This window comes from Rhodobacter sp. CZR27 (genome assembly GCF_002407205.1).
GTDB lineage: Bacteria > Pseudomonadota > Alphaproteobacteria > Rhodobacterales > Rhodobacteraceae > Cereibacter_A.
In genome coordinates, this window is sequence record NZ_CP023548.1 from 926,412 (window position 1) to 946,417 (window position 20,006).

General features: G+C 67.5%; 18 protein-coding genes and 1 riboswitch. Of the genes, 13 read left to right on the forward strand and 5 right to left on the reverse strand.

Annotated features, from left to right (window positions below):
- The first annotated feature begins 57 nt into the window (after positions 1-57).
- Together CK951_RS04690 and CK951_RS04695 are read left to right on the forward strand one after the other, a co-directional pair.
- Positions 58-699, forward strand: a complete 642-nt coding sequence (locus CK951_RS04690; RefSeq protein WP_096785052.1) for a thermonuclease family protein — start codon at positions 58-60, stop codon at positions 697-699.
- Positions 700-773: 74 nt separating this feature from the next.
- Positions 774-1,016 carry a YdcH family protein gene (locus CK951_RS04695; protein ID WP_096785053.1) on the forward strand — a complete coding sequence of 81 codons (243 nt, stop codon included), beginning with the start codon at positions 774-776 and terminating at the stop codon, positions 1,014-1,016.
- Here the strand turns inward: CK951_RS04695 and CK951_RS04700 are convergent.
- The 3 genes from CK951_RS04700 to CK951_RS04710 are packed head-to-tail and all read right to left on the reverse strand — an operon-like array spanning position 1,013 to position 4,056.
- Complete coding sequence (locus CK951_RS04700; RefSeq protein WP_096785054.1) at positions 1,013-2,398, reverse strand: short-chain fatty acyl-CoA regulator family protein; 1,386 nt, start codon at positions 2,396-2,398, stop codon at positions 1,013-1,015. The genes CK951_RS04695 and CK951_RS04700 overlap by 4 nt on opposite strands.
- Before the next feature lie 48 nt (positions 2,399-2,446).
- Positions 2,447-3,667 (reverse strand): multidrug effflux MFS transporter, encoded by a 1,221-nt coding sequence (locus CK951_RS04705; RefSeq protein ID WP_096785055.1) that lies wholly within the window; start codon positions 3,665-3,667, stop codon positions 2,447-2,449.
- Between the two features lie 35 nt (positions 3,668-3,702).
- The gene (locus tag CK951_RS04710; protein WP_096785056.1) at positions 3,703-4,056 is read right to left on the reverse strand and encodes a DMT family protein; all 354 of its coding nucleotides are present in this window, start codon (positions 4,054-4,056) and stop codon (positions 3,703-3,705) included.
- A 129-nt stretch (positions 4,057-4,185) separates the two neighbouring features.
- Here CK951_RS04710 and CK951_RS04715 point away from each other — a divergent pair, with 129 nt between their 5' ends.
- From CK951_RS04715 to CK951_RS04740, 6 genes are all read left to right on the forward strand, one after another.
- The gene (locus CK951_RS04715) at positions 4,186-5,718 is read left to right on the forward strand and encodes an acyl-CoA carboxylase subunit beta (RefSeq protein WP_096787161.1); all 1,533 of its coding nucleotides are present in this window, start codon (positions 4,186-4,188) and stop codon (positions 5,716-5,718) included.
- Between the two features lie 103 nt (positions 5,719-5,821).
- Positions 5,822-6,172 (forward strand): DUF6497 family protein, encoded by a 351-nt coding sequence (locus tag CK951_RS04720; protein WP_096785057.1) that lies wholly within the window; start codon positions 5,822-5,824, stop codon positions 6,170-6,172.
- Between the two features lie 214 nt (positions 6,173-6,386).
- Positions 6,387-6,521 (forward strand): hypothetical protein, encoded by a 135-nt coding sequence (locus tag CK951_RS21875; protein WP_096785058.1) that lies wholly within the window; start codon positions 6,387-6,389, stop codon positions 6,519-6,521.
- 72 nt (positions 6,522-6,593) lie between these two features.
- Positions 6,594-6,995, forward strand: coding sequence for a hypothetical protein (locus CK951_RS04730; protein WP_096785059.1), 402 nt, complete (start codon positions 6,594-6,596; stop codon positions 6,993-6,995).
- A 316-nt stretch (positions 6,996-7,311) separates the two neighbouring features.
- The gene (locus CK951_RS04735; protein WP_096785060.1) at positions 7,312-7,539 is read left to right on the forward strand and encodes a hypothetical protein; all 228 of its coding nucleotides are present in this window, start codon (positions 7,312-7,314) and stop codon (positions 7,537-7,539) included.
- Positions 7,540-7,652: 113 nt separating this feature from the next.
- The gene (locus CK951_RS04740) at positions 7,653-9,653 is read left to right on the forward strand and encodes an acetyl/propionyl/methylcrotonyl-CoA carboxylase subunit alpha (RefSeq protein WP_096785061.1); all 2,001 of its coding nucleotides are present in this window, start codon (positions 7,653-7,655) and stop codon (positions 9,651-9,653) included.
- Position 9,654: 1 nt separating this feature from the next.
- On the opposite strand, the gene CK951_RS04745 is transcribed toward CK951_RS04740, so the two are convergent.
- Positions 9,655-10,092, reverse strand: coding sequence for a DUF4174 domain-containing protein (locus CK951_RS04745; RefSeq protein ID WP_096785062.1), 438 nt, complete (start codon positions 10,090-10,092; stop codon positions 9,655-9,657).
- Between the two features lie 92 nt (positions 10,093-10,184).
- Here CK951_RS04745 and scpA point away from each other — a divergent pair, with 92 nt between their 5' ends.
- From scpA to CK951_RS04770, 5 genes are all read left to right on the forward strand, one after another.
- On the forward strand, positions 10,185-12,314 hold the full coding sequence (gene scpA, locus CK951_RS04750; protein ID WP_096785063.1) for a methylmalonyl-CoA mutase: 2,130 nt from the start codon (positions 10,185-10,187) through the stop codon (positions 12,312-12,314).
- 158 nt (positions 12,315-12,472) lie between these two features.
- A riboswitch (glycine riboswitch) is annotated at positions 12,473-12,564 on the forward strand.
- Positions 12,565-12,705: 141 nt separating this feature from the next.
- Entirely contained in the window at positions 12,706-13,839 is a 1,134-nt protein-coding gene (gcvT, locus tag CK951_RS04755) for a glycine cleavage system aminomethyltransferase GcvT (RefSeq protein ID WP_096785064.1), read from the forward strand.
- An 8-nt stretch (positions 13,840-13,847) separates the two neighbouring features.
- Entirely contained in the window at positions 13,848-14,204 is a 357-nt protein-coding gene (gene gcvH, locus CK951_RS04760) for a glycine cleavage system protein GcvH (RefSeq protein ID WP_096785065.1), read from the forward strand.
- A 3-nt stretch (positions 14,205-14,207) separates the two neighbouring features.
- Positions 14,208-17,048 carry an aminomethyl-transferring glycine dehydrogenase gene (gene gcvP, locus CK951_RS04765; protein ID WP_096785066.1) on the forward strand — a complete coding sequence of 947 codons (2,841 nt, stop codon included), beginning with the start codon at positions 14,208-14,210 and terminating at the stop codon, positions 17,046-17,048.
- 124 nt (positions 17,049-17,172) lie between these two features.
- Complete coding sequence (locus tag CK951_RS04770; RefSeq protein ID WP_157764504.1) at positions 17,173-17,829, forward strand: Hint domain-containing protein; 657 nt, start codon at positions 17,173-17,175, stop codon at positions 17,827-17,829.
- Here the strand turns inward: CK951_RS04770 and CK951_RS04775 are convergent.
- On the reverse strand, positions 17,793-19,994 hold the full coding sequence (locus tag CK951_RS04775; protein WP_096785068.1) for a 3-hydroxyacyl-CoA dehydrogenase NAD-binding domain-containing protein: 2,202 nt from the start codon (positions 19,992-19,994) through the stop codon (positions 17,793-17,795). The genes CK951_RS04770 and CK951_RS04775 overlap by 37 nt on opposite strands.
- Between the last annotated feature and the right edge of the window lie 12 nt (positions 19,995-20,006).

The window sequence follows — 20,006 nt, forward strand, 5'->3', positions numbered from 1 at the left end:
TAACTCTTTGTTAACTTCTCGCTTGATTTCCGGCCGCCGAGGCCGGAAATCTCGTGCATGTTAACGCTTCGTTCTCTCCTTGTCATTCTTCTGCTTCTGCCATTGCCAGCCGCCGCGACCTCGCTCGAGGGTCGGGCCCGGGTGATCGACGGCGACACGATCGAGATCGAAGGCGCCAGGGTGCGCCTCTTCGGCATCGACGCCCCCGAAACGGCGCAGACCTGCGAGGCGGCCGGAACCGACTGGCCCTGCGGCCGGTGGGCGACAGAAACGCTCAGGGCGCGGCTGCGCGACCGGCCCGTCCGCTGCGAGGGCGACGAGCGCGACCGCTACGGCCGCCTGCTTGCGAACTGCAGCGTCGAGGGCGAGGACCTTGGCGCATGGCTGGTGCGATCAGGGGCCGCCTTCGCCTACCGCCGCTATTCCTCGCGCTACGTCGAGGACGAGGCTCGCGCCTCGCTGGCTCGTGCCGGGGTCTGGTCGGGCCGGATCGAGCGGCCCGAGGAGTTCCGCCACTCCGGCGGGTCAGTCGCGCCGGGAAACTGCACCATCAAGGGCAACGTCTCGCAGCGCGGGCGGATCTACCACCTGCCGGGGCAGGAGGATTACGCCCGCACCGTGATCTCGCGCCCCGAGGAACGCTGGTTCTGCTCGGTCGCCGAGGCCGAGTCTGCGGGCTTCCGCCCCGCGAGACGCTGACATTGACGTTGATCAAGGCGCAAAAAGAATCTCCGGCGTAGCCTTTATTTAACGAAACCAAGAGGGAGCACGGCATGACCCACACCCCGCACGAGCTGTCGGAAGACTTTCCGGGCGATGCCGAGCGTATCCGTGACCTCAGGATAGCCGACCCGCATTTCGCGCGTCTTGTCGAGGAATATCACGCGGTGAACCGTGCGGTTCACCGGGCCGAGACCTTGGTCGAGCCGCTCGAGTCGCTTCAGGAACAGGACCTTCGCCGCAAGCGCGTGCAACTGAAGGATGAAATCGTCAGCTGCCTGAAGGTGGCAAGCTAGTCTACTATCTCGTAAGGCAACAACCCGCGCCGGTCGGGGTCCACCCGAAGGCGCCTTTCCAGCGGCGGCACAGACCGCTGGTGGCACTCCTGCCGGTCACAGATCCGGCAGGAGATGCCGATGGGCTCGAAAGCCCCCTTCAGATCCAGACCGTCCGCATAGACCAGCGCATCGGCGTGCTGCACCTCGCAGCCGAGGCCGATGGCGTAGCGTCGGACGGGCGCGGTGAATGATCCTCCCGATTTTGACACGTCCCTCGCCAGCAGAAGGTAGCGCACGCCATCCGGCGTCTGCGCCAGCTGGCGCAGGAAGCGCCCCGGCGTCTCGAACGCGCGGTGCACGTTCCAGAGCGGGCAGGCCCCGCCGAACCGCGCGAACTGGAATCGCGTGGCCGAATGGCGCTTGGTGATCGTCCCCGCCTGATCGACCCGGACGAAGAAGAACGGCACGCCCTTGGCGCCGGGACGCTGGAGCGTCGAAAGCCGGTGCGCCACCTGTTCGATCGAGGCGCCAAAGATGTCGGCCAGCCGCTCGAGGTCGTGGCGCGTCTCCGCGGCCGCCTGAAGGAAAGGGCGATAGGGCAGAAGCGCCGCGCCGGCGAAGTAGTTCGCCAGTCCGATCTTGGCGATCTCGCGCGCCTCCTGCGTCTGGAACCGCGCGAGGTCCAGCGTCGCCTCCAGCAGGTCATGCTGTGTCAGCAGCGCCACCTGATGCAGCAACTGGAACCGCTGGGTCGGCGCTGCAGCCCGCGACGACAGCTTCAGCGCGCCATCTGAAAAGCTGCGGATCGGCTCCATGTCCGAAAACTGCAAGGCGATGCCTGCCGCGGTCAGGGTGTCCACGGCGGCGGAAAACACGTCGCGGCGGACACCTCCGGGCGCCGAGTAATGTTCGGCGGCCCGATCCACCGGATCGATGTAGTTGTCGCAATAGTGAAAGAAGTCGCGGACCTCCTCCCACGGTGAGGGGCGCAGGGCGGCATCGGTCCGCCCCAGCGCCTCGTCCAGCGAGGCGAGCCGTTCGTGCGTCTGCCGGTAGGCGCGATGCAGGTCCAGGAAGGCCCGGGCCAGCGCCGGCGCGTTCGAGGCCACCAGCCGCAGGTCCGCCAGCGGCGGGCTGTCCGAGAACACGGGATCGGCCAGCGCCTCGCGCATGTCGGTCACGATGCGCTCGGCCTCGGAGGTGGTGAGGCTGGTGACGTCCACGCCGAACTCGGCCGCCAGCGCCAGAACGACCGTGGCCGAGACCGGCCGGTGGTTGTTCTCCATCTGGTTCAGATAGGGCAGCGAGGCGCCGAGCCGTTCCGCAAAGACCTTCTGGGTCAGGCCGAGGCGCATCCGCACCTCGCGCAGCTTCGCGCCGGCATAGAGTTTCTGGGCCACCGGATCCCTCCTTTGCAAAGGCCGTTCTGCCTTTGCAAAGGTCTCGCGTCAACCGCTCAGGCCAAGCGCCCGGGCGCGGCGGATCACCCAGAGGATCGCGGCGACCGAGGCCACACCCGAGGCCAGCATGATGACGATCAGCGGCATCTCTCCGCTGCCTTTGGTCAGCACCGCGCCCGCGAGCGCCGCGAGCGCCGCGCCGCCGCCGATCATGATGGCGCCGCCGAGGCCCGAGGCGGTGCCGGCGAGTTGCGGATGGATCGACAGCATCCCCGCGTTCGCATTCGGCAGCACCATGCCGTTGCCAAGCCCCACCGCCGTCATCATGCCGAAGAAGAAGCCCGGATGATGCAGGCCCGCCAGTGTTCCGCCCATCAGGATCGCGAGGCCCGCGGTCGTCGCCAGAGAGCCCCAGAGCACCATCCGGTTCATCCCGACCCGCACCGAGAACCGGCCGGACAGAAAGTTGCCGATCGCGTAGCCGATCGCGGGCGCCGAGAAATACACGCCCACCTGCGACGAGGAGAGGCCGAAGACCTCGGTTCCGACGAAGGGGGCACCGCCGAGATAGGCGAAGAAGCAGCCCGAGGCGAAGGCCGCGCAAAGCACGTAGCCCCAGAACCGGCGCGAACCCAGAAGCTGGGGATACTGGCGCAGTTGCGCCGCGAAGCTGATCGGCCGCGCGGTCGAGGTCTCGCCGAGATCGGCCCAGACGAGGACGGTCACCGCGACCCCCAGCACCAGCAGCAGCGCGAAGTTCGCCTGCCAGCCGAACATCTCGTCGAGGAAGCCGCCGATGACCGGGCCGATCATCGGCACCAGCGACATCCCCATGGTGACATAGCCGATCATCGAGGCCGCCTGCTCGTCCGGGACCATGTCGCGCACGACGGCCCGGCTGAGCACCATCCCCGCCGCGATCACCGCCTGCGCCATGCGGAACACCAGGAACAGCGTGGCGTTCGGCGCCAGCAGCGTCCCCACCGTGGCGAACAGGAACAGGACCAGCGACCACAGGATCACGCTGCGACGCCCGAACCGGTCCGAGATGGGCCCGACCAGCACCTGAAGCACCGCGCTGAGCCCGAGGTAGAGCGAGACCGAGAGCTGCATCAACTGGTAGGGCGCCTCGAACCACGCGGCCATGCCGGGAAGCGACGGCAGGAAGATGTTCATCGACAGCGCCGCGAGGCCGGTCAGCATGACCAGCGTCATGATATGCGGCGGCGACTGGCGGTTCAGGAAGCGGGTGGGGGGATGCGCGGACATCGGCCAGAGCTAGGGCAGGGGCGGGGCGCTGTCCATCACGACCAGCGGTGGAAGATGAAGAATGCTCCCGTTCCGATCAGCGCGAATCCGATCAGGTGATTCCACTGCAACGGCTCCTTCAGGTAGAGCACCGAGAACGCTGCGAAGACCGCGAGCGTGATCACCTCCTGGATCGTCTTCAACTCGGCCGCCGAGAAGTGGCCGTGGCCGATCCGGTTCGCCGGCACCTGCAGGAGGTATTCGAAGAAGGCGATCCCCCAGCTGACGAGAACCACCACCAGAAGCGGCGCGGCCTTGTATTTCAGGTGGCCATACCAGGCGAAGGTCATGAAGATGTTCGAGGCGAGCAGCAGGCCGATCGTCACGAGCGGCACCGGAAGGCTGGGCATGTCTGGCGTCCATTAGCGGATTTGCGATTTGCAGGCTTCATTTGCAAAGAGATTTGCAAATATCCCGAAATTTTCTTTCGTCTGGCAGGGCTCCTGACTATGGTGCGCCGAAATTCGGGGGGCAAGACCATGAAGGACATTCTCCAGGAACTCGAGCAGCGTCGCGAGATCGCGCGCGCGGGCGGCGGTCAGCGCCGGGTCGAGGCGCAGCACAAGCGTGGCAAACTGACCGCGCGTGAGCGGATCGAGCTGCTGCTCGACGAGGGCTCGTTCGAGGAGTTCGACATGTTCGTGCGCCACCGCTGCACGGACTTCGGCATGGAAGAGGACCGCCCGGCGGGCGACGGCGTCGTGACCGGCTGGGGCACGATCAACGGCCGCATGGTCTATGTCTTCAGCCAGGACTTCACCGTGTTCGGCGGCTCGCTGTCGGAAACGCACGCGCAGAAGATCTGCAAGATCATGGACATGGCGATGCAGAACGGCGCGCCGGTCATCGGGCTGAACGACTCGGGCGGCGCGCGGATTCAGGAGGGTGTGGCCTCGCTCGCCGGGTACGCCGACGTGTTCCAGCGCAACATCATGGCCTCGGGCGTGATCCCGCAGATCTCGGTGATCATGGGGCCCTGCGCCGGCGGCGCGGTCTATTCGCCGGCCATGACCGACTTCATCTTCATGGTGAAGGACACTTCCTACATGTTCGTCACCGGCCCCGACGTGGTGAAGACCGTGACGAACGAGGTGGTGACGGCCGAGGAACTCGGCGGCGCCTCGACCCACACCAAGAAATCCTCGGTCGCCGATGGCGCCTTCGAGAACGACGTCGAGGCGCTCTACGAGATCCGCCGGCTGGTGGATTTCCTGCCGCTGTCGAACCGCACGCCCGCCCCGGTGCGGCCGTTCTTCGACGACGTGGCCCGGATCGAGGACAGCCTCGACACGCTGATCCCGGACAACCCGAACCAGCCCTACGACATGAAGGAACTCATCCTGAAGATCGCCGACGAGGCGGACTTCTACGAGATCCAGAAGGACTACGCGGCCAACATCATCACCGGCTTCATCCGGATGGAGGGCCAGACGGTCGGCGTGGTGGCGAACCAGCCGATGGTGCTGGCGGGCTGCCTCGACATCGACAGTTCCCGCAAGGCCGCGCGCTTCGTGCGCTTCTGCGATGCCTTCAACATCCCGATCCTGACGCTCGTCGACGTGCCGGGCTTCCTGCCGGGGACGGGCCAGGAATACGGCGGCGTCATCAAGCACGGCGCGAAGCTCCTGTTCGCCTATGGCGAGGCGACCGTGCCGAAGGTCACCGTCATCACCCGCAAGGCCTATGGCGGCGCCTATGACGTGATGTCCTCGAAGCACCTGCGCGGCGACTTCAACTACGCCTGGCCCACCGCCGAGATCGCGGTGATGGGTGCGAAGGGCGCGACCGAGATCCTGTATCGCGCCGAACTGGCCGACAAGGAGAAGATCGCCGCCCGCACGAAGGAATACGAGGATCGCTTCGCCAACCCCTTCGTGGCGGCCGAGCGCGGCTTCATCGACGAGGTGATCATGCCGCATTCGACCCGCCGTCGCGTCGCGCGCGCCTTCGCCAGCCTGCGCAACAAGACGCTCAGCAATCCGTGGAAGAAGCACGACAACATTCCTCTCTGATCGACGGAAGGGGAGGGGGCATGCAGAGGAGCGGCGGCAGGGGAGATCCGACCGGAACGGGCGTGACAGGCGCGCCCGGTGCCGCGCCGGACGGAGGGGCCGCATGACCACGGCCTCCGATCCCGTTGCCGTTCCCTCGGGCCAGCCCGTCACGCTTCTCGAGGTGATCTCGAACCAGCCCGGCCCCGCCGGGCTAACCTACCGCTTCCGCTTCCTTGCGCCGCGGATCGGCGCCGAGGGCGGGATCGACCACGACATGGTCTTCGAGGACATGGTGGCGCTTTGCGAAAGCTACGTCCTGCCGCGGGTCGCCCGCAGCATGCCGGCGCCCAGCCAGGTGATCATCTCGTTCTCCGACCGCCCCGTGCCGTTCGGCTCGGCGGACCCCGAGGCCACGCAGTTCTTCGAGGCCTTTACCATTCGCGACGGCCACTGCATCTGGGAGGCTTTCTGATGATGACACCAGATATGGTGGTTTGCGCCCGCAATCTTCCGGGTGCTGATGTAGAAGAGTCACAGGCTTGGGGTTTGAACGGCGCGCTGTGTCATTCCCCAATTCTATCAGATACGATGGCGATCGACCGAACCCAAGCGGTCTATGCCTCGCAGGAAGCCCACGTGGAGGAGTCATCCTTCCCGCCGGCTTGCAATAAAAAAAGGAGTAGAGGATGTCGAAGAGCACTGTCGTTTTCGCGCTGTGCCTGGTTGCCGTTGTGGCTGCCTGCGCGAAGAAAGAAGAAACGGTTTACGTTGAGCAGCCGGCCGTCACGACCGAGCCGGTCTACACGGGCAAGTACAAGTAACCTGCCCGGGCGGGCCGTCGAGCATCTCCGGCCCGCCTCGCTTCCCGCCCTCCTGTCCGGGGAGGGGCGGCCATGCTGAAGCATCGCGGCTTCCCCAGCCGTCTTCCCGGCACCGACCTGCAATACACCGTCCGCCGCGCCAACAAGGACGGCGCCACGCGCATCATCCGGCGCGAGCGCTATCGTGATCGCAAGGCGGTGGACCGCGCCGCCGACGAGGGTTTTCTCGCCGCGCTCTGGGCGCATTTCGGCGAGGAACCGTTCGAGCGCGGCAACCTCGACGCCGGCCGCCTGTCCTGGCTCTTCGGCCGCGAGGTGGTGCCGGCCGAGGATCCGTTCGATCCCGAGTCCTACGAGGCGCTGCTGCGCATCGACCGCCGGAAGGCCGAGGCCGCTTTTCCCGCAATCTTCGCTCCCGACGCGCCGCCGCTGGCGGATGACGGGGATGACTGGGACGAGGACGAGGACGAATAGGCATGCTTCCGCGCAACCTGCCGCCGTCGCGGCCGAATTTCGCGCATCGCGAATGGCGTGGCCTGATGGGCTTTGCCAGCCGGCCGCATCGGCCGCATCCTCGGCCCGCGGGGATGGCCGGCGCCGCGCCGGCTGGTCTCTGGCAGTGTTGCGACCCTTCCCTCATCCTCCGGTCCGGATCCCCGCGACCCGGACCGGCTTTTTCCGGGCGTAAGCGCAATTCGGCCGAGGCGTCGGTGGCGCGGATTTTCGCCTTTTCCCGGACGTGCGTTGCGGTAATCCTCGCCGCCGCCAGAACACGAAACGGAGGCAGAGCATGTCCAACATCACGAAATTCCTTCTCCTCGGCGCGGTTGCCGCGACCCTGTCGGCCTGCGACACGGCAACCGGCCGGGCCGGTGGCGGCGCGCTTGCCGGCGCGGCCATTGCCGATGCGACCGACGAGAACATGGTCGCCGGCGCCGCTCTCGGCGCGCTGGCCGGCGCTGCAAGCTGCGGCGTGCCGGGCCTTCCGCCCTGCCGCTCGGGCGGCCGCTACTACTGAGTTCGTCGCCGCCCTGCGCGGCGTTCGCTTCACCGAGGGACCGTCCGGGCCGCGCGCCCGGGCGGTCCTTTGCATTTGCGCCCGAGGGGCGCGCTGCTGACAAAGGGACGATGATGTTCAAGAAGATCCTGATCGCGAACCGGGGCGAGATCGCCTGCCGCGTCATCAAGACCGCCCGCAAGATGGGCATCAAGACGGTGGCCGTCTACTCGGACGCCGACCGCAACGCTCTCCACGTCAGCATGGCGGACGAGGCGATCCACATCGGGCCCCCGCCCGCGAACCAGTCCTATATCGTGATCGACAAGATCATGGACGCGATCAGGCAGTCCGGCGCCGAGGCCGTCCACCCCGGCTACGGCTTCCTGTCGGAACGGATGGACTTCGCCGCCGCGCTCGAAAAGGCTGGCGTCGTCTTCATCGGCCCGCCGTCGCCGGCGATCGAGGCCATGGGTGACAAGATCACCTCGAAGAAGCTGGCGAAGGAGGCCGGCGTCTCGACCGTTCCGGGCTACATGGGCCTGATCGCGGATGCGGACGAGGCGGTGAAGATCTCGGACCAGATCGGCTACCCCGTCATGATCAAGGCCAGCGCGGGCGGTGGCGGCAAGGGCATGCGGATCGCCTGGAACGCGCAGGAAGCGCGCGAAGGCTTCGAGTCCTCGAAGAACGAGGCCGCCAACAGCTTCGGTGACGACCGGATCTTCATCGAGAAGTTCGTGACCCAACCGCGCCACATCGAGATCCAGGTTCTGGCCGACAAGCACGGCAACTGCGTCTACCTGCACGAGCGGGAATGCTCGATCCAGCGCCGCAACCAGAAGGTCATCGAGGAGGCGCCCTCGCCGTTCCTGGATGAAGCCACCCGCAAGGCGATGGGCGAGCAGGCCTGCGCGCTGGCCAAGGCGGTGGGCTATGCCTCGGCGGGGACGGTCGAGTTCATCGTGGACGGGCAGAAGAACTTCTACTTCCTCGAGATGAACACCCGGCTTCAGGTGGAACACCCGGTCACGGAACTGATCACCGGCATCGACCTTGTCGAGCAGATGATCCGCGTGGCGGCCGGCGAGAAGCTGCCCTTCCAGCAGTCGGACCTGAAGATCAACGGCTGGGCGATGGAAAGCCGCCTCTATGCGGAAGACCCTTACCGCAACTTCCTGCCGTCGATCGGTCGCCTGACCCGCTACCGGCCGCCGGTGGAAGCCGTCACCCCCACCTCGGTCGTGCGCAACGATACCGGCGTCTTCGAGGGCGGCGAGATCTCGATGTATTACGACCCGATGATCGCCAAGCTCTGCACCTGGGCGCCGACGCGGGATGCGGCGATCGAGGAGATGCGCCTCGCGCTCGACACGTTCGAGGTCGAGGGGATCGGTCACAACCTGCCCTTCGTGGGCGCGGTGATGGACCATCCGCGCTTCGTGAAGGGCGACATCACCACCGCGTTCATCGCCGAGGAATATCCCGACGGCTTCCAGGGGGCGACGCTCGATGAGACGACGCTGCGCCGCGTCGCCGCCGCCGCCGCCGCCATGAACCGCGTGGCCGAGATCCGCCGCACCCGCATCTCGGGCACGATGGACAACCACGAGCGCAAGGTGGGTGACGACTGGGTGGTCTCGCTGCAGGGCGAGGACTTCCGCGTCGGCATCGCCGCCGACCGCGAGGGCTCGACCGTCACCTTCTGCGACGGCTCCTCGCTGCGCTGCACGTCGGACTGGACCCCGGGCCAGCCGCTCGCCCGCGTGATGGTGGACGGCAAGCCCCTGGTGATGAAGGTCGGCAAGATCCCGATGGGCTTCCGGCTGCGGCTGCGCGGAGCGGACCTGAAGGTGCATGTCCGCACCCCGCGTCAGGCGGAACTCGCGGTCCTCATGCCCGAGAAGCTGCCGCCGGACACCTCGCGCTTCCTGCTCTGCCCGATGCCGGGCCTCGTGGTGAAGATCAACGTCGCGGAAGGCGACGAGGTGCAGGAAGGCCAGGCGCTCGCCACCGTCGAGGCCATGAAGATGGAGAACATCCTGCGCGCCGAGCGCAAGGGCGTGGTCAAGCGCATCGCCGCCGCCGCCGGTTCCAGCCTGCGCGTCGACGACATCATCATGGAGTTCGAATGAGCTACCGGCCGGCCGGGTTCCGCTCGAGCAGTTCCTCGCGTCTCAGCGGGAACTTGTCGATCGCCCGGCCGATCTCGCGCACGTCCCAGGGCAGGGGCTTGCGCAGCTTCACCTGCCCGTCCTTGTCGAGGATCACCAGAGAGAAGCCGCGCGGATGCAGCGCGCGGCGGATCTCGGAGGGCTCGGCCGGGTCAGTGTCGGTGATGACGATCACGTCGCGCTCGGCCAGCTGGTCGAGGCGGGCGTCGATCAGCTGCATCTGCCGGACGAAGTTCGGATCGGCGGGTGTGTCGGCGAAGACGACGACCGGGCGTTTCGTCCAGAGGAACTGCGCAAGCGTCAGGTCTCGGGCGTCCACCGGGCCCGCGCCAACCGGCTCCTCCGCTGCGGCGGCGAAGGGCAGAAGTGCGGCAACAACAAGAATTTGAATGAGTTTCATGCGGCCTCCGGGGTCGATATAGCGCCCGAGGACCGGAAACCCAAGGATCAGCGCGAGGCTTCGCGCCCGTGTGAGAAGAAAAGGGAAGACCGATGACCGAAAACCTGGACGCGTGGCGCAAGCTCGCCGAGAAGGAACTCAAGGGCCGCAGCCCCGACAGCCTGACCTGGAACACGCTGGAGGGCATCCCGGTCAAGCCGCTCTACACCAAGGCGGACCTTGACGGGATCGGCCATCTCGACGGATTGCCGGGGATTGCGCCCTTCACCCGCGGCGTGCGCGCGACGATGTATGCCGGCCGCCCCTGGACGATCCGACAATATGCCGGCTTCTCGACCGCCGAGGAGTCGAACGCCTTCTACCGCCGCGCGCTGGCCGCCGGTCAGCAGGGCGTGTCGGTCGCCTTCGACCTCGCCACGCACCGCGGCTATGACTCGGATCATCCCCGCGTGGTGGGTGACGTCGGCAAGGCCGGCGTGGCCATCGACTCGGTCGAGGACATGAAGATCCTGTTCGACGGCATCCCGCTGGAAAAGGTTTCCGTTTCCATGACGATGAACGGCGCCGTGATCCCGGTGCTGGCGAACTTCATCGTGACCGGCGAGGAGCAGGGCGTTCCGCGGGCCGAGCTTTCGGGCACGATCCAGAACGATATCCTCAAGGAGTTCATGGTCCGCAACACCTACATCTATCCGCCCGAGCCCTCGATGCGGATTATCGCGGACATCATCGAATACACCTCGAAGGAGATGCCGAAGTTCAACTCGATCTCGATCTCCGGCTACCACATGCAGGAGGCCGGGGCGAACCTGGTGCAGGAGCTGGCGTATACGCTGGCCGACGGGCGCGAATACGTGCGTGCGGCGCTTGCGCGGGGCATGAACGTGGACGACTTCGCGGGGCGACTGTCGTTCTTCTTCGCCATCGGCATGAACTTCTTCATGGAGGCCGCCAAGCTGCGCGCGGCACGACTGCTCTGGCACCGGATCATGTCCGAGTTCGAGCCGAAAAAACCTTCCAGCCTGATGCTGCGCACGCATTGCCAGACCTCGGGCGTTTCGCTGCAGGAACAGGACCCCTACAACAACGTCATCCGCACCGCCTATGAGGCGATGTCGGCGGCGCTCGGCGGCACGCAGTCGCTGCACACCAACGCGCTTGACGAGGCCATCGCGCTGCCGACCGAGTTCTCGGCCCGGATCGCGCGGAACACCCAGATCATCCTGCAGGAGGAGACGGGCGTGACGAAGGTGGTCGATCCGCTCGCCGGCTCCTACTACGTCGAGAGCCTGACGGCGGAACTCGCCGAGAAGGCCTGGGCGCTGATCGAGGAAGTCGAGGCGATGGGCGGCATGACCAAGGCCGTGGCCTCGGGCATGCCGAAGCTGCGCATCGAGGAATCGGCGGCGCGCCGGCAGGCCGCCATCGACCGCGGCGAGGATGTGATCGTCGGCGTGAACAAGTATCGTCTCGCCAAGGAGGACCCGATCGAGATCCTCGACATCGACAACGTGGCCGTGCGCGAGTCGCAGATCGCCCGGCTGAACGGCATGCGCGCCACCCGCGACGAGGCCGCCTGTCAGGCGGCTCTGGACGAACTGACCCGCCGCGCCGCCGAGGGCGGCAATCTTCTCGAAGCCGCCGTGGTCGCCTCGCGCGCCCGCGCCTCTGTCGGAGAGATCAGCATGGCCATGGAAAAGATTTTCGGTCGCCACCGCGCCGAGGTGAAGACCCTCTCGGGCGTCTATGGCGCCGCCTATGAGGGCGACGATGGGTTTGCCGCGATCCAGAAGGACGTGGAAGCCTTCGCAGAGGAGGAGGGCCGCCGCCCGCGGATGCTGGTGGTGAAGATGGGCCAGGACGGCCACGACCGCGGCGCCAAGGTGATCGCCACCGCCTTTGCCGACATCGGCTTCGACGTGGACGTGGGCACGCTGTTCCAGACCCCGGAAGAGGCCGCGCAGGACGCCATCGACAACGACGTGCACGTCGTCGGCATCTCGTCGCTGGCCGCCGGCCACAAGACGCTGGCGCCGAAGCTGATCGAGGCGCTGAAGGCGAACGGGGCCGGCGACATCCTCGTGATCTGCGGTGGTGTCATCCCGCAGCAGGATTACGACTTCCTCTACAACGCGGGCGTGAAGGCGATCTTCGGGCCGGGGACCAACATCCCCTCGGCCGCGAAGCAGATCCTCGACCTGATCCGTCAGGCCCGCGCCTGAGACGCGCGCAGATGAACAGGGGGCCGGCGCACTGCGCCGGCCCCTTTTGCTTTGTCGTGCCTCATCGCGGACCCTCTTCCCGCGCATGTCGCTTTTTCACACCCAAGCGTCGCCTTTCTTTTCCGCTGGACAGGCGCGTTGCGACCGGGCTAGGTGATGCCATCAGGATCGGGAGAATCCGGGGGCAACCCTGGTGCCGAAGGAGCAACCGCCCCGGTAAACTCTCAGGCTCAAGGACCGTCCTGACACGACAGACTCTGGAGAGAGGCCGACAGGCCCGCCGAAGGGATAACGATCTCAGGCGCAAGGGACAGAGGGGGCACTGCGGGACGGGGGAAACCGTCCATGTGGTGCCGCGCATTCCGCCGGCATCGGGCCAGAGGAGGGCGGCGTGAACGACGAAACCCAGGGGCTGCGGCGGCTGCCGCTTCATGACCTGCATGTGCGCCTTGGCGCCCGGATGGTGCCCTTCGCCGGCTGGGAGATGCCGGTGCAGTATCCGGCGGGCGTGATGAAGGAGCACCTCCACACCCGCGCCGCCGCCGGCCTTTTCGACGTGAGTCACATGGGCCAGCTTCTCCTGCGGCCGAAGCAGGGGATGGAGGCGCTGGCGCTGAGCTTCGAGCGGCTGATGCCGGTCGATGTGCTGGGGCTGGCCGAGGGCCGGCAACGCTATGGCATGCTGACGAACGAGACGGGCGGCATTCTCGACGACCTGATGTTCGCCAACCGGGGCGATCACCTGTTCGTCGTGGTGAACGCCGCCTGTGCCCCGCAGGACACCGCCCACCTGCGCGAGCATCTGCGCGAGGTGGCCGAGGTCGCGACCGTCGACAGCCGCGGCCTGCTGGCGCTGCAGGGACCTGCCGCCGAGGCCGCCCTCGCGCGTCTGGTCCCCGACGCGGCCCGCATGCGCTTCATGGACCTGATCGCGGCCGACTGGCAGGGAACGGAGCTGTGGATCTCGCGCTCGGGCTATACGGGCGAGGACGGGTTCGAGATCTCGGTGCCGAAGGAGGCGATCACCGCCTTCGCCGAGGCGCTGCTCGCGATGGAAGAGGTGGCCCCCATCGGCCTTGGCGCCCGCGACAGCCTGCGTCTGGAGGCCGGGCTCTGCCTTTACGGCCATGACATCGACACCACCACCTCGCCGGTCGAGGCGGGTCTTTCCTGGGCGATCCAGAAGGCACGCCGCCCGGGTGGCCTGCGCGAGGGCGGTTTCGCCGGTGCGCAGCGCATCCTCGAGGAACTTGCCGACGCGCCGGAGCGTCTTCGCGTGGGCCTTCGCCCCGAGGGCCGGGCACCGATGCGCGAGGGCACGGAGCTGTTCACGCCCGACGGCACGCCCGTAGGCCGTGTCACCTCCGGCGGCTTCGGCCCCTCGGTCGAGGCGCCCGTGGCCATGGGCTATGTGGCGGCCGCCCATGCCGCGCCCGGAACCGCCCTGATGGGCGATGTCCGCGGCAAGCGCCTGCCGGTGACCGTCTCCGACCTTCCTTTCCGACCCTCCACCTACAAACGCTGAGGCAGACTATGAAATACACCAAGGATCATGAATGGCTGCGGGTCGAGGGCGACCTCGTCGTGGTGGGCATCACCGAACATGCGGCCACGCAACTCGGTGACGTGGTGTTCATCGAGCTTCCCGAGATCGAGACCGTGGTGGCCGAGGGCGACGAGGTGGCGGTGATCGAAAGCGTCAAGGCGGCCTCGGACATCTCGGCCCCGATGGATGGCGAAATTGTCGCCGTGAACGAGAAGCTCGTGGACAAGCCCGGTCTCGTGAACGAGGACCCGACCGCCGCCTGGTTCTTCAAGATGCGCGTCGATGACCTGTCGGTGCTCGACGAGTTCATGGACGAGGACGAATATCAGGATCTGATTGGCTGAATCATGACCTTCACCCCCACCGACTACAACGCCTACGATTTTGCCAACCGCCGGCACATCGGCCCGTCGCCCGCGGAGATGGAGGAGATGCTGCGCGTGGTGGGGGTTTCCTCGCTCGACCAGCTGATCGACGAGACGGTGCCGGCCTCGATCCGGCAGGACGAGCCGCTGGACTGGGCGCCGCTGGCCGAGCATGAGCTGCTGGCGCGGATGCGCGAGGTGGCGGCGAAGAACCGGGTGATGGCCTCGCTGATCGGGCAGGGCTATTACGGCACGGTGACGCCGCCGGCGATCCAGCGCAACATCCTGGAAAATCCGGCCTGGTATACCGCCTATACCCCCTACCAGCCCGAGATCGCGCAGGGCCGGCTCGAGGCGCTCTTGAACTACCAGACGATGGTGGCGGACCTGACGGGCCTGCCGGTCGCCAATGCCTCGCTGCTGGACGAGGCGACGGCCGCGGCCGAGGCGATGACCATGGCCGAGCGCGCGTCGAAGTCGAAGGCGCGGGCTTTCTTCGTCGATGCCGACTGCCATCCGCAGACCATCGCGGTGATCCGCACCCGGGCCGAGCCGCTGGGCATCGAGGTGATCGTGGGCACCCTGGACCAGCTGGTGCCGGGCGAGGTCTTCGGCGCGCTCTTCCAGTATCCCGGCACTTACGGGCTTGTTCGCGACCTGAGCATCGAGATTGCGGCGCTTCACGAGGCGAAGGCCGTGGCCATCGTCGCGACCGACCTGCTGGCACTGTGCCTGCTGAAGGAACCGGGCGCGATGGGCGCCGACATAGCCATCGGCTCCAGCCAGCGGTTCGGGGTGCCAATGGGCTATGGCGGCCCGCACGCGGCCTTCATGTCCTGCAAGGACGAGCTGAAGCGCTCGATGCCCGGCCGGCTGGTGGGCGTTTCGGTCGATGCGCGCGGCAACAAGGCCTACCGTCTGGCCCTGCAAACCCGCGAGCAGCACATCCGACGCGAGAAGGCGACCTCGAACGTCTGCACGGCGCAGGCGCTGCTGGCGGTGATGGCGAGCTTCTACGCCGTCTTCCACGGGCCCAAGGGCCTGCGCCACATCGCCGAGCGGGTGCATCTGAACACAGTCCGCCTCGCGCAGGCGCTGAAGGCTGCCGGTGCGCAGGTCAGTCCCGAAGCCTTCTTCGACACGATCACGGTCGAGGTCGGCGTGGGGCAGGCGGGGATCCTTGCCGCCGCCCGGCATCGGGGGATCAACCTGCGCAAGGTGGGGCGCGACCGCGTGGGCATCTCGCTGGACGAGACCACGAATGCCGACGTGATCGCGCGCGTGCTCGACGCCTTCGGCATCCACGAACCTGCACCGGAAAAGGTCGGCCTCGGCTTCCCCGAGGCGATGCTGCGGCAGAGCGACTACCTCACCCATCCGGTCTTCCACATGAACCGCGCCGAGTCCGAGATGATGCGCTACATGCGCCGCCTGTCGGACCGTGACCTTGCGCTCGACCGTGCGATGATCCCGCTGGGCAGTTGCACCATGAAGCTGAACGCCGCGGCCGAGATGATGCCGATCACCTGGCCCGAGTTCGCCTCGCTGCACCCCTTCGCGCCGGTCGATCAGGCAGCAGGCTATACCGAGGCGATCAACGACCTGTCGGAACGGCTCTGCCGGATCACCGGCTACGACGCGATGTCGATGCAGCCGAACTCTGGCGCGCAGGGCGAATATGCCGGGCTGCTCACGATCCACGCCTATCACCGGGCACGCGGCGAGGGGGAGCGGAACATCTGCCTGATCCCCGTCTCTGCGCATGGGACGAACCCGGCCTCGGCGCAGATGGCGGGGATGAAGGTCGTGGTGGTGAAGTCCGCGCCGAACGGCGACGTGGACCTCGAGGACTTCCGCGACAAGGCGGCAGCGGCCGGCGACCGGCTTGCGGCCTGCATGATCACCTATCCCTCGACCCACGGCGTCTTCGAGGAAACCGTGCGCGAGGTCTGCCGCATCACCCACGAGCATGGCGGGCAGGTCTATATCGACGGCGCCAACATGAACGCGATGGTGGGCCTCGTGCAGCCGGGCGCGATCGGCGGCGACGTGAGCCACCTGAACCTGCACAAGACCTTCGCCATTCCGCATGGCGGTGGCGGTCCCGGCATGGGGCCGATCGGCGTGAAGGCGCATCTTGCGCCCTATCTGCCGGGCCATCCCGAGACGGGCGGGCACGAGGGGCCGGTCTCGGCCGCGCCCTATGGGTCGGCCTCGATCCTGCTGATCTCCTGGGCCTATTGCCTGATGATGGGCGGCGAGGGGCTGACGCAGGCGACGCGGGTCGCGATCCTGAACGCGAACTACGTCGCGGCGCGGCTTCGCGGCGCCTACGAGGTGCTGTTCATGGGGAACCGCGGCCGGGTGGCGCATGAATGCATCCTCGACACCCGGCCCTTCGCCGAAGCCGGCGTGACGGTGGACGACATCGCCAAGCGCCTGATCGACAACGGCTTCCACGCGCCCACGATGAGCTGGCCGGTGGCGGGCACGCTGATGGTCGAGCCGACGGAATCCGAGACCAAGGCCGAGATCGACCGCTTCGTGACGGCGCTGCTCGCGATCCGCGAGGAGATCGCCGCCATCGAGAAGGGCGAGATCGCGGCGGCCCACAGCCCGCTGCGGCACGCACCGCACACGGTCGAGGATCTGGTGGCGGACTGGGACCGCAAATACCCGCGCGAGCAGGGCTGCTTCCCGCCGGGTGCCTTCCGGGTCGACAAGTACTGGCCGCCGGTGGGCCGGGTGGACAATGCCTTCGGCGACCGGAACCTTGTCTGCATCTGCCCGCCGGTCGAAAGCTACAGCGTGGCGGCGGAGTAGGCGACCGTTCGACTTGTTCCGAATTGCCCCGGAACCGGCGCCTTGCCGCGCCGGTTCCGGCGCGGTCCCGGTGCATGGTGGCTCCTGCCGCCGATGTCGCGGCAAGCGCGAAACGAGCCGGAACATGTCAGGAGCAGGCGACCAGGATCCGCCGCCCGCCTCGGCGGTGCAGGTCGAGGGGGTGTTCGGGGGAACACGCATCGCCACGCCCGAGGGCTGGCGGCCGGTCGAGCAACTTCGACGCGGCGATACCGTCCTGACGGTGGACGGGCCGCCGCAGCCGCTGCGGCTGGCTCGGCACAACCGCATCCGTCCCGCCGGCTGGCCGGTGTCTCTGGGGCCGCTGCTGGTGCCGCCCGGTGCCCTCGACAATCACGAGTCGCTGCTGCTTCTCTCGGGCCAGCATGTCCTGCTGGAGTGCGACCTGGCCGAGGTCCAGTGCGGCGAGCCTTTCGCGCTGGTTCCGGCGGCGGCGCTCGACGGCTTCCGCGGCATCTTCCGCGTGACCCCGCCCGCCGAGACGGTGGCCGTGTCGCTCGGCTTCGCGCAGGAGGAACTCGTCTATGCCGCCGGCTCCACCCTGCTGCGCTGCGGCGGGACCGAGCCGGCCGAGAACCCGGTGCAGGCCATGCTGACGCGGGCGCGGGGCGGGCGCTCTCCCGCCCTCTCGCTCGAGCAGGCGGCCCATCTGATCGCCTGCCTCGTGGCCGAGGAAGCCGGGGCCGCCCTGCGCGGCCTGACGTTTCAGGCCGCGCGGGCGCGGGGCGCGAACCGGCCGTAGAAGCTTTCGCCCTGCGCCGCCATGTCCTGCAACAGGCGGGGCGGCGCGAAGCGGGGTCCGTGGCGGGCCACCAGCGCCTCGCAGATCTCGACCGCCCGCGCGGCGCCGATCATGTCGAGCCAGGAGAACGGCCCCCCCGACCACGGCGCGAAGCCCCAGCCAAGGATCGCGCCCACGTCGCCCTCGCGGATGTCGGTCAGCACGCCTTCCTCCAGCGCGCGCACCGCTTCCAGCACCTGCGCGAAAAGCAGCCGGTGCTGCACCTCGGCGAGGTCGGGCTGCGCCTCGCCCACCGGCCAGTGCTGCGCGAGGCCCGGCCAGAGGCCGAGACGCTTGCCGGCATCGTCATAAGCATAGAAGCCGCAATTGGACTTCTTGCCCAGCCGCCCCTCGTCGGCGAGCCGGAAGATCACCTCGTCCACCGCCGCGTCGGGATAGGCCTCGCCCATCGCGGCCCGAGTGGCCTTGGCGATCTTCACGCCGAGGTCGATCGAGGTCTCGTCCACCAGTTGCAGCGGCCCCAGCGGCATGCCGACCAGCTTCGCCGCATTCTCGACCAGCGCCGGTTCCACCCCCTCGGCCACCATGCGGATGCCTTCGTTGATATAGGGGATGATGCAGCGATTGGCGTAGAAGAAGCGGGCGTCGTTCACGACGATCGGCGTCTTGCGGATCTGCCGCACGAAGTCGAGCGCCTTGGCCACCGCACGGTCCCCGGTCGCCTTCCCCCGGATGATCTCGACCAGCATCATCTTGTCGACCGGCGAGAAGAAATGGATGCCGATGAAGTTCTCCGGCCGTGCGCTTGCCTTCGCGAGGCTGGTGATCGGCAGGGTCGAGGTATTGGTCGCGAAGATGCAGTCGGGGCCGACCACGGCCTCGACCTTGCGGGCGACCTCCGCCTTCACCGCGGGATCCTCGAACACCGCCTCGACGATAAGGTCGCATCCCGAGAGCGCCGCATGGTCGGTGGTGGCGGAGATCCGGGCCAGAACCTCGGCCTTCTTCTCCGCCGTCATCTTGCCGCGCTTCATGGCCTTGTCGAGCAGCGCTTCGGAATGGGCCTTGCCGCGCTCTGCCGCCTCCTGCGTGGCGTCGATCAGCACGACCTCAATGCCCGAACTGGCCGCGACATGGGCGATGCCCGCGCCCATCATCCCGGCGCCCAGCACGCCCAGCTTCCGCACCGACTGGTCGGGCAGGGCAGGGCGGACGGCCCCCTTCTCCAGCGCCTCCTTGTTGATGAAGAGCGAGCGGATCATCGCCCCTGAGGACGGGTTCATCAGCACATGCGTGAACCAGCGCGCCTCGATCTTCAGTGCCGTGTCGAAAGGCACCAGAGCACCTTCGTAGACCGCCGAAAGCAGTGCCTTCGCCGCGGGATAGACCCCCATCGTCTTGCCCAGCACCATCGCCGAGGCTCCGACGAAGGTCATGAAGCCGCCCGGATGGTAGGGCGTGCCGCCTGGCATCCTGTAGCCCTTCTGGTCCCAGGGCTTCACCAGATCGGCGTCCTTAGCCCCAAGCACCCACTCCTTCGCGCGCGCGAGCAGGGTCTCGGGCGGAACCACCTCATCCACCACGCCCGCGGCCTTCGCGCCCTTGGGATCGTTCAGCTTGCCTTCGAGCAGCAGCGGCGCGGCCATCATCGCGCCCATCTTGCGCACCAGTCGGGTGGTGCCGCCAGCGCCGGGGAAGATGCCGACCATGATCTCGGGCAGGCCGATCTTCGCCTTCGGATTGTCGGCGGCGATGATGCGGTGGCAGGCGAGCGGAAGCTCCAGTCCGATGCCGAGTGCCGTGCCCGGCAGCGCCGCGACAATCGGCTTGCCGCCCTTCAGCGTCTTCGGGTCCATCCCCGCGCGCTCGATCCTGCGCAGGACGCCGTGCATCTTCATCACGCCCTCGAAGACGGCGCGCGCGGGCTCCGCGCCGCCCTCCTCCTTCATGCGGGCGATCACGTTGAGGTCCATCCCCCCCGCGAAATCCTTCTTGGCCGAGGTGAGGATGATGCCCCTGACCCCCGGATCGGCCAGCGCGGCGGTGACCAGCGCGTCAAGCTCGGCCAGACCCGTCAGCGACAGCACGTTCATCGACTTGTCCGGCACATCCCAGGTCACGGTGCAGACGCCGTCGGCATCGGTCTGACTGGTGAACTCGGTCATTCTCAAATCCTC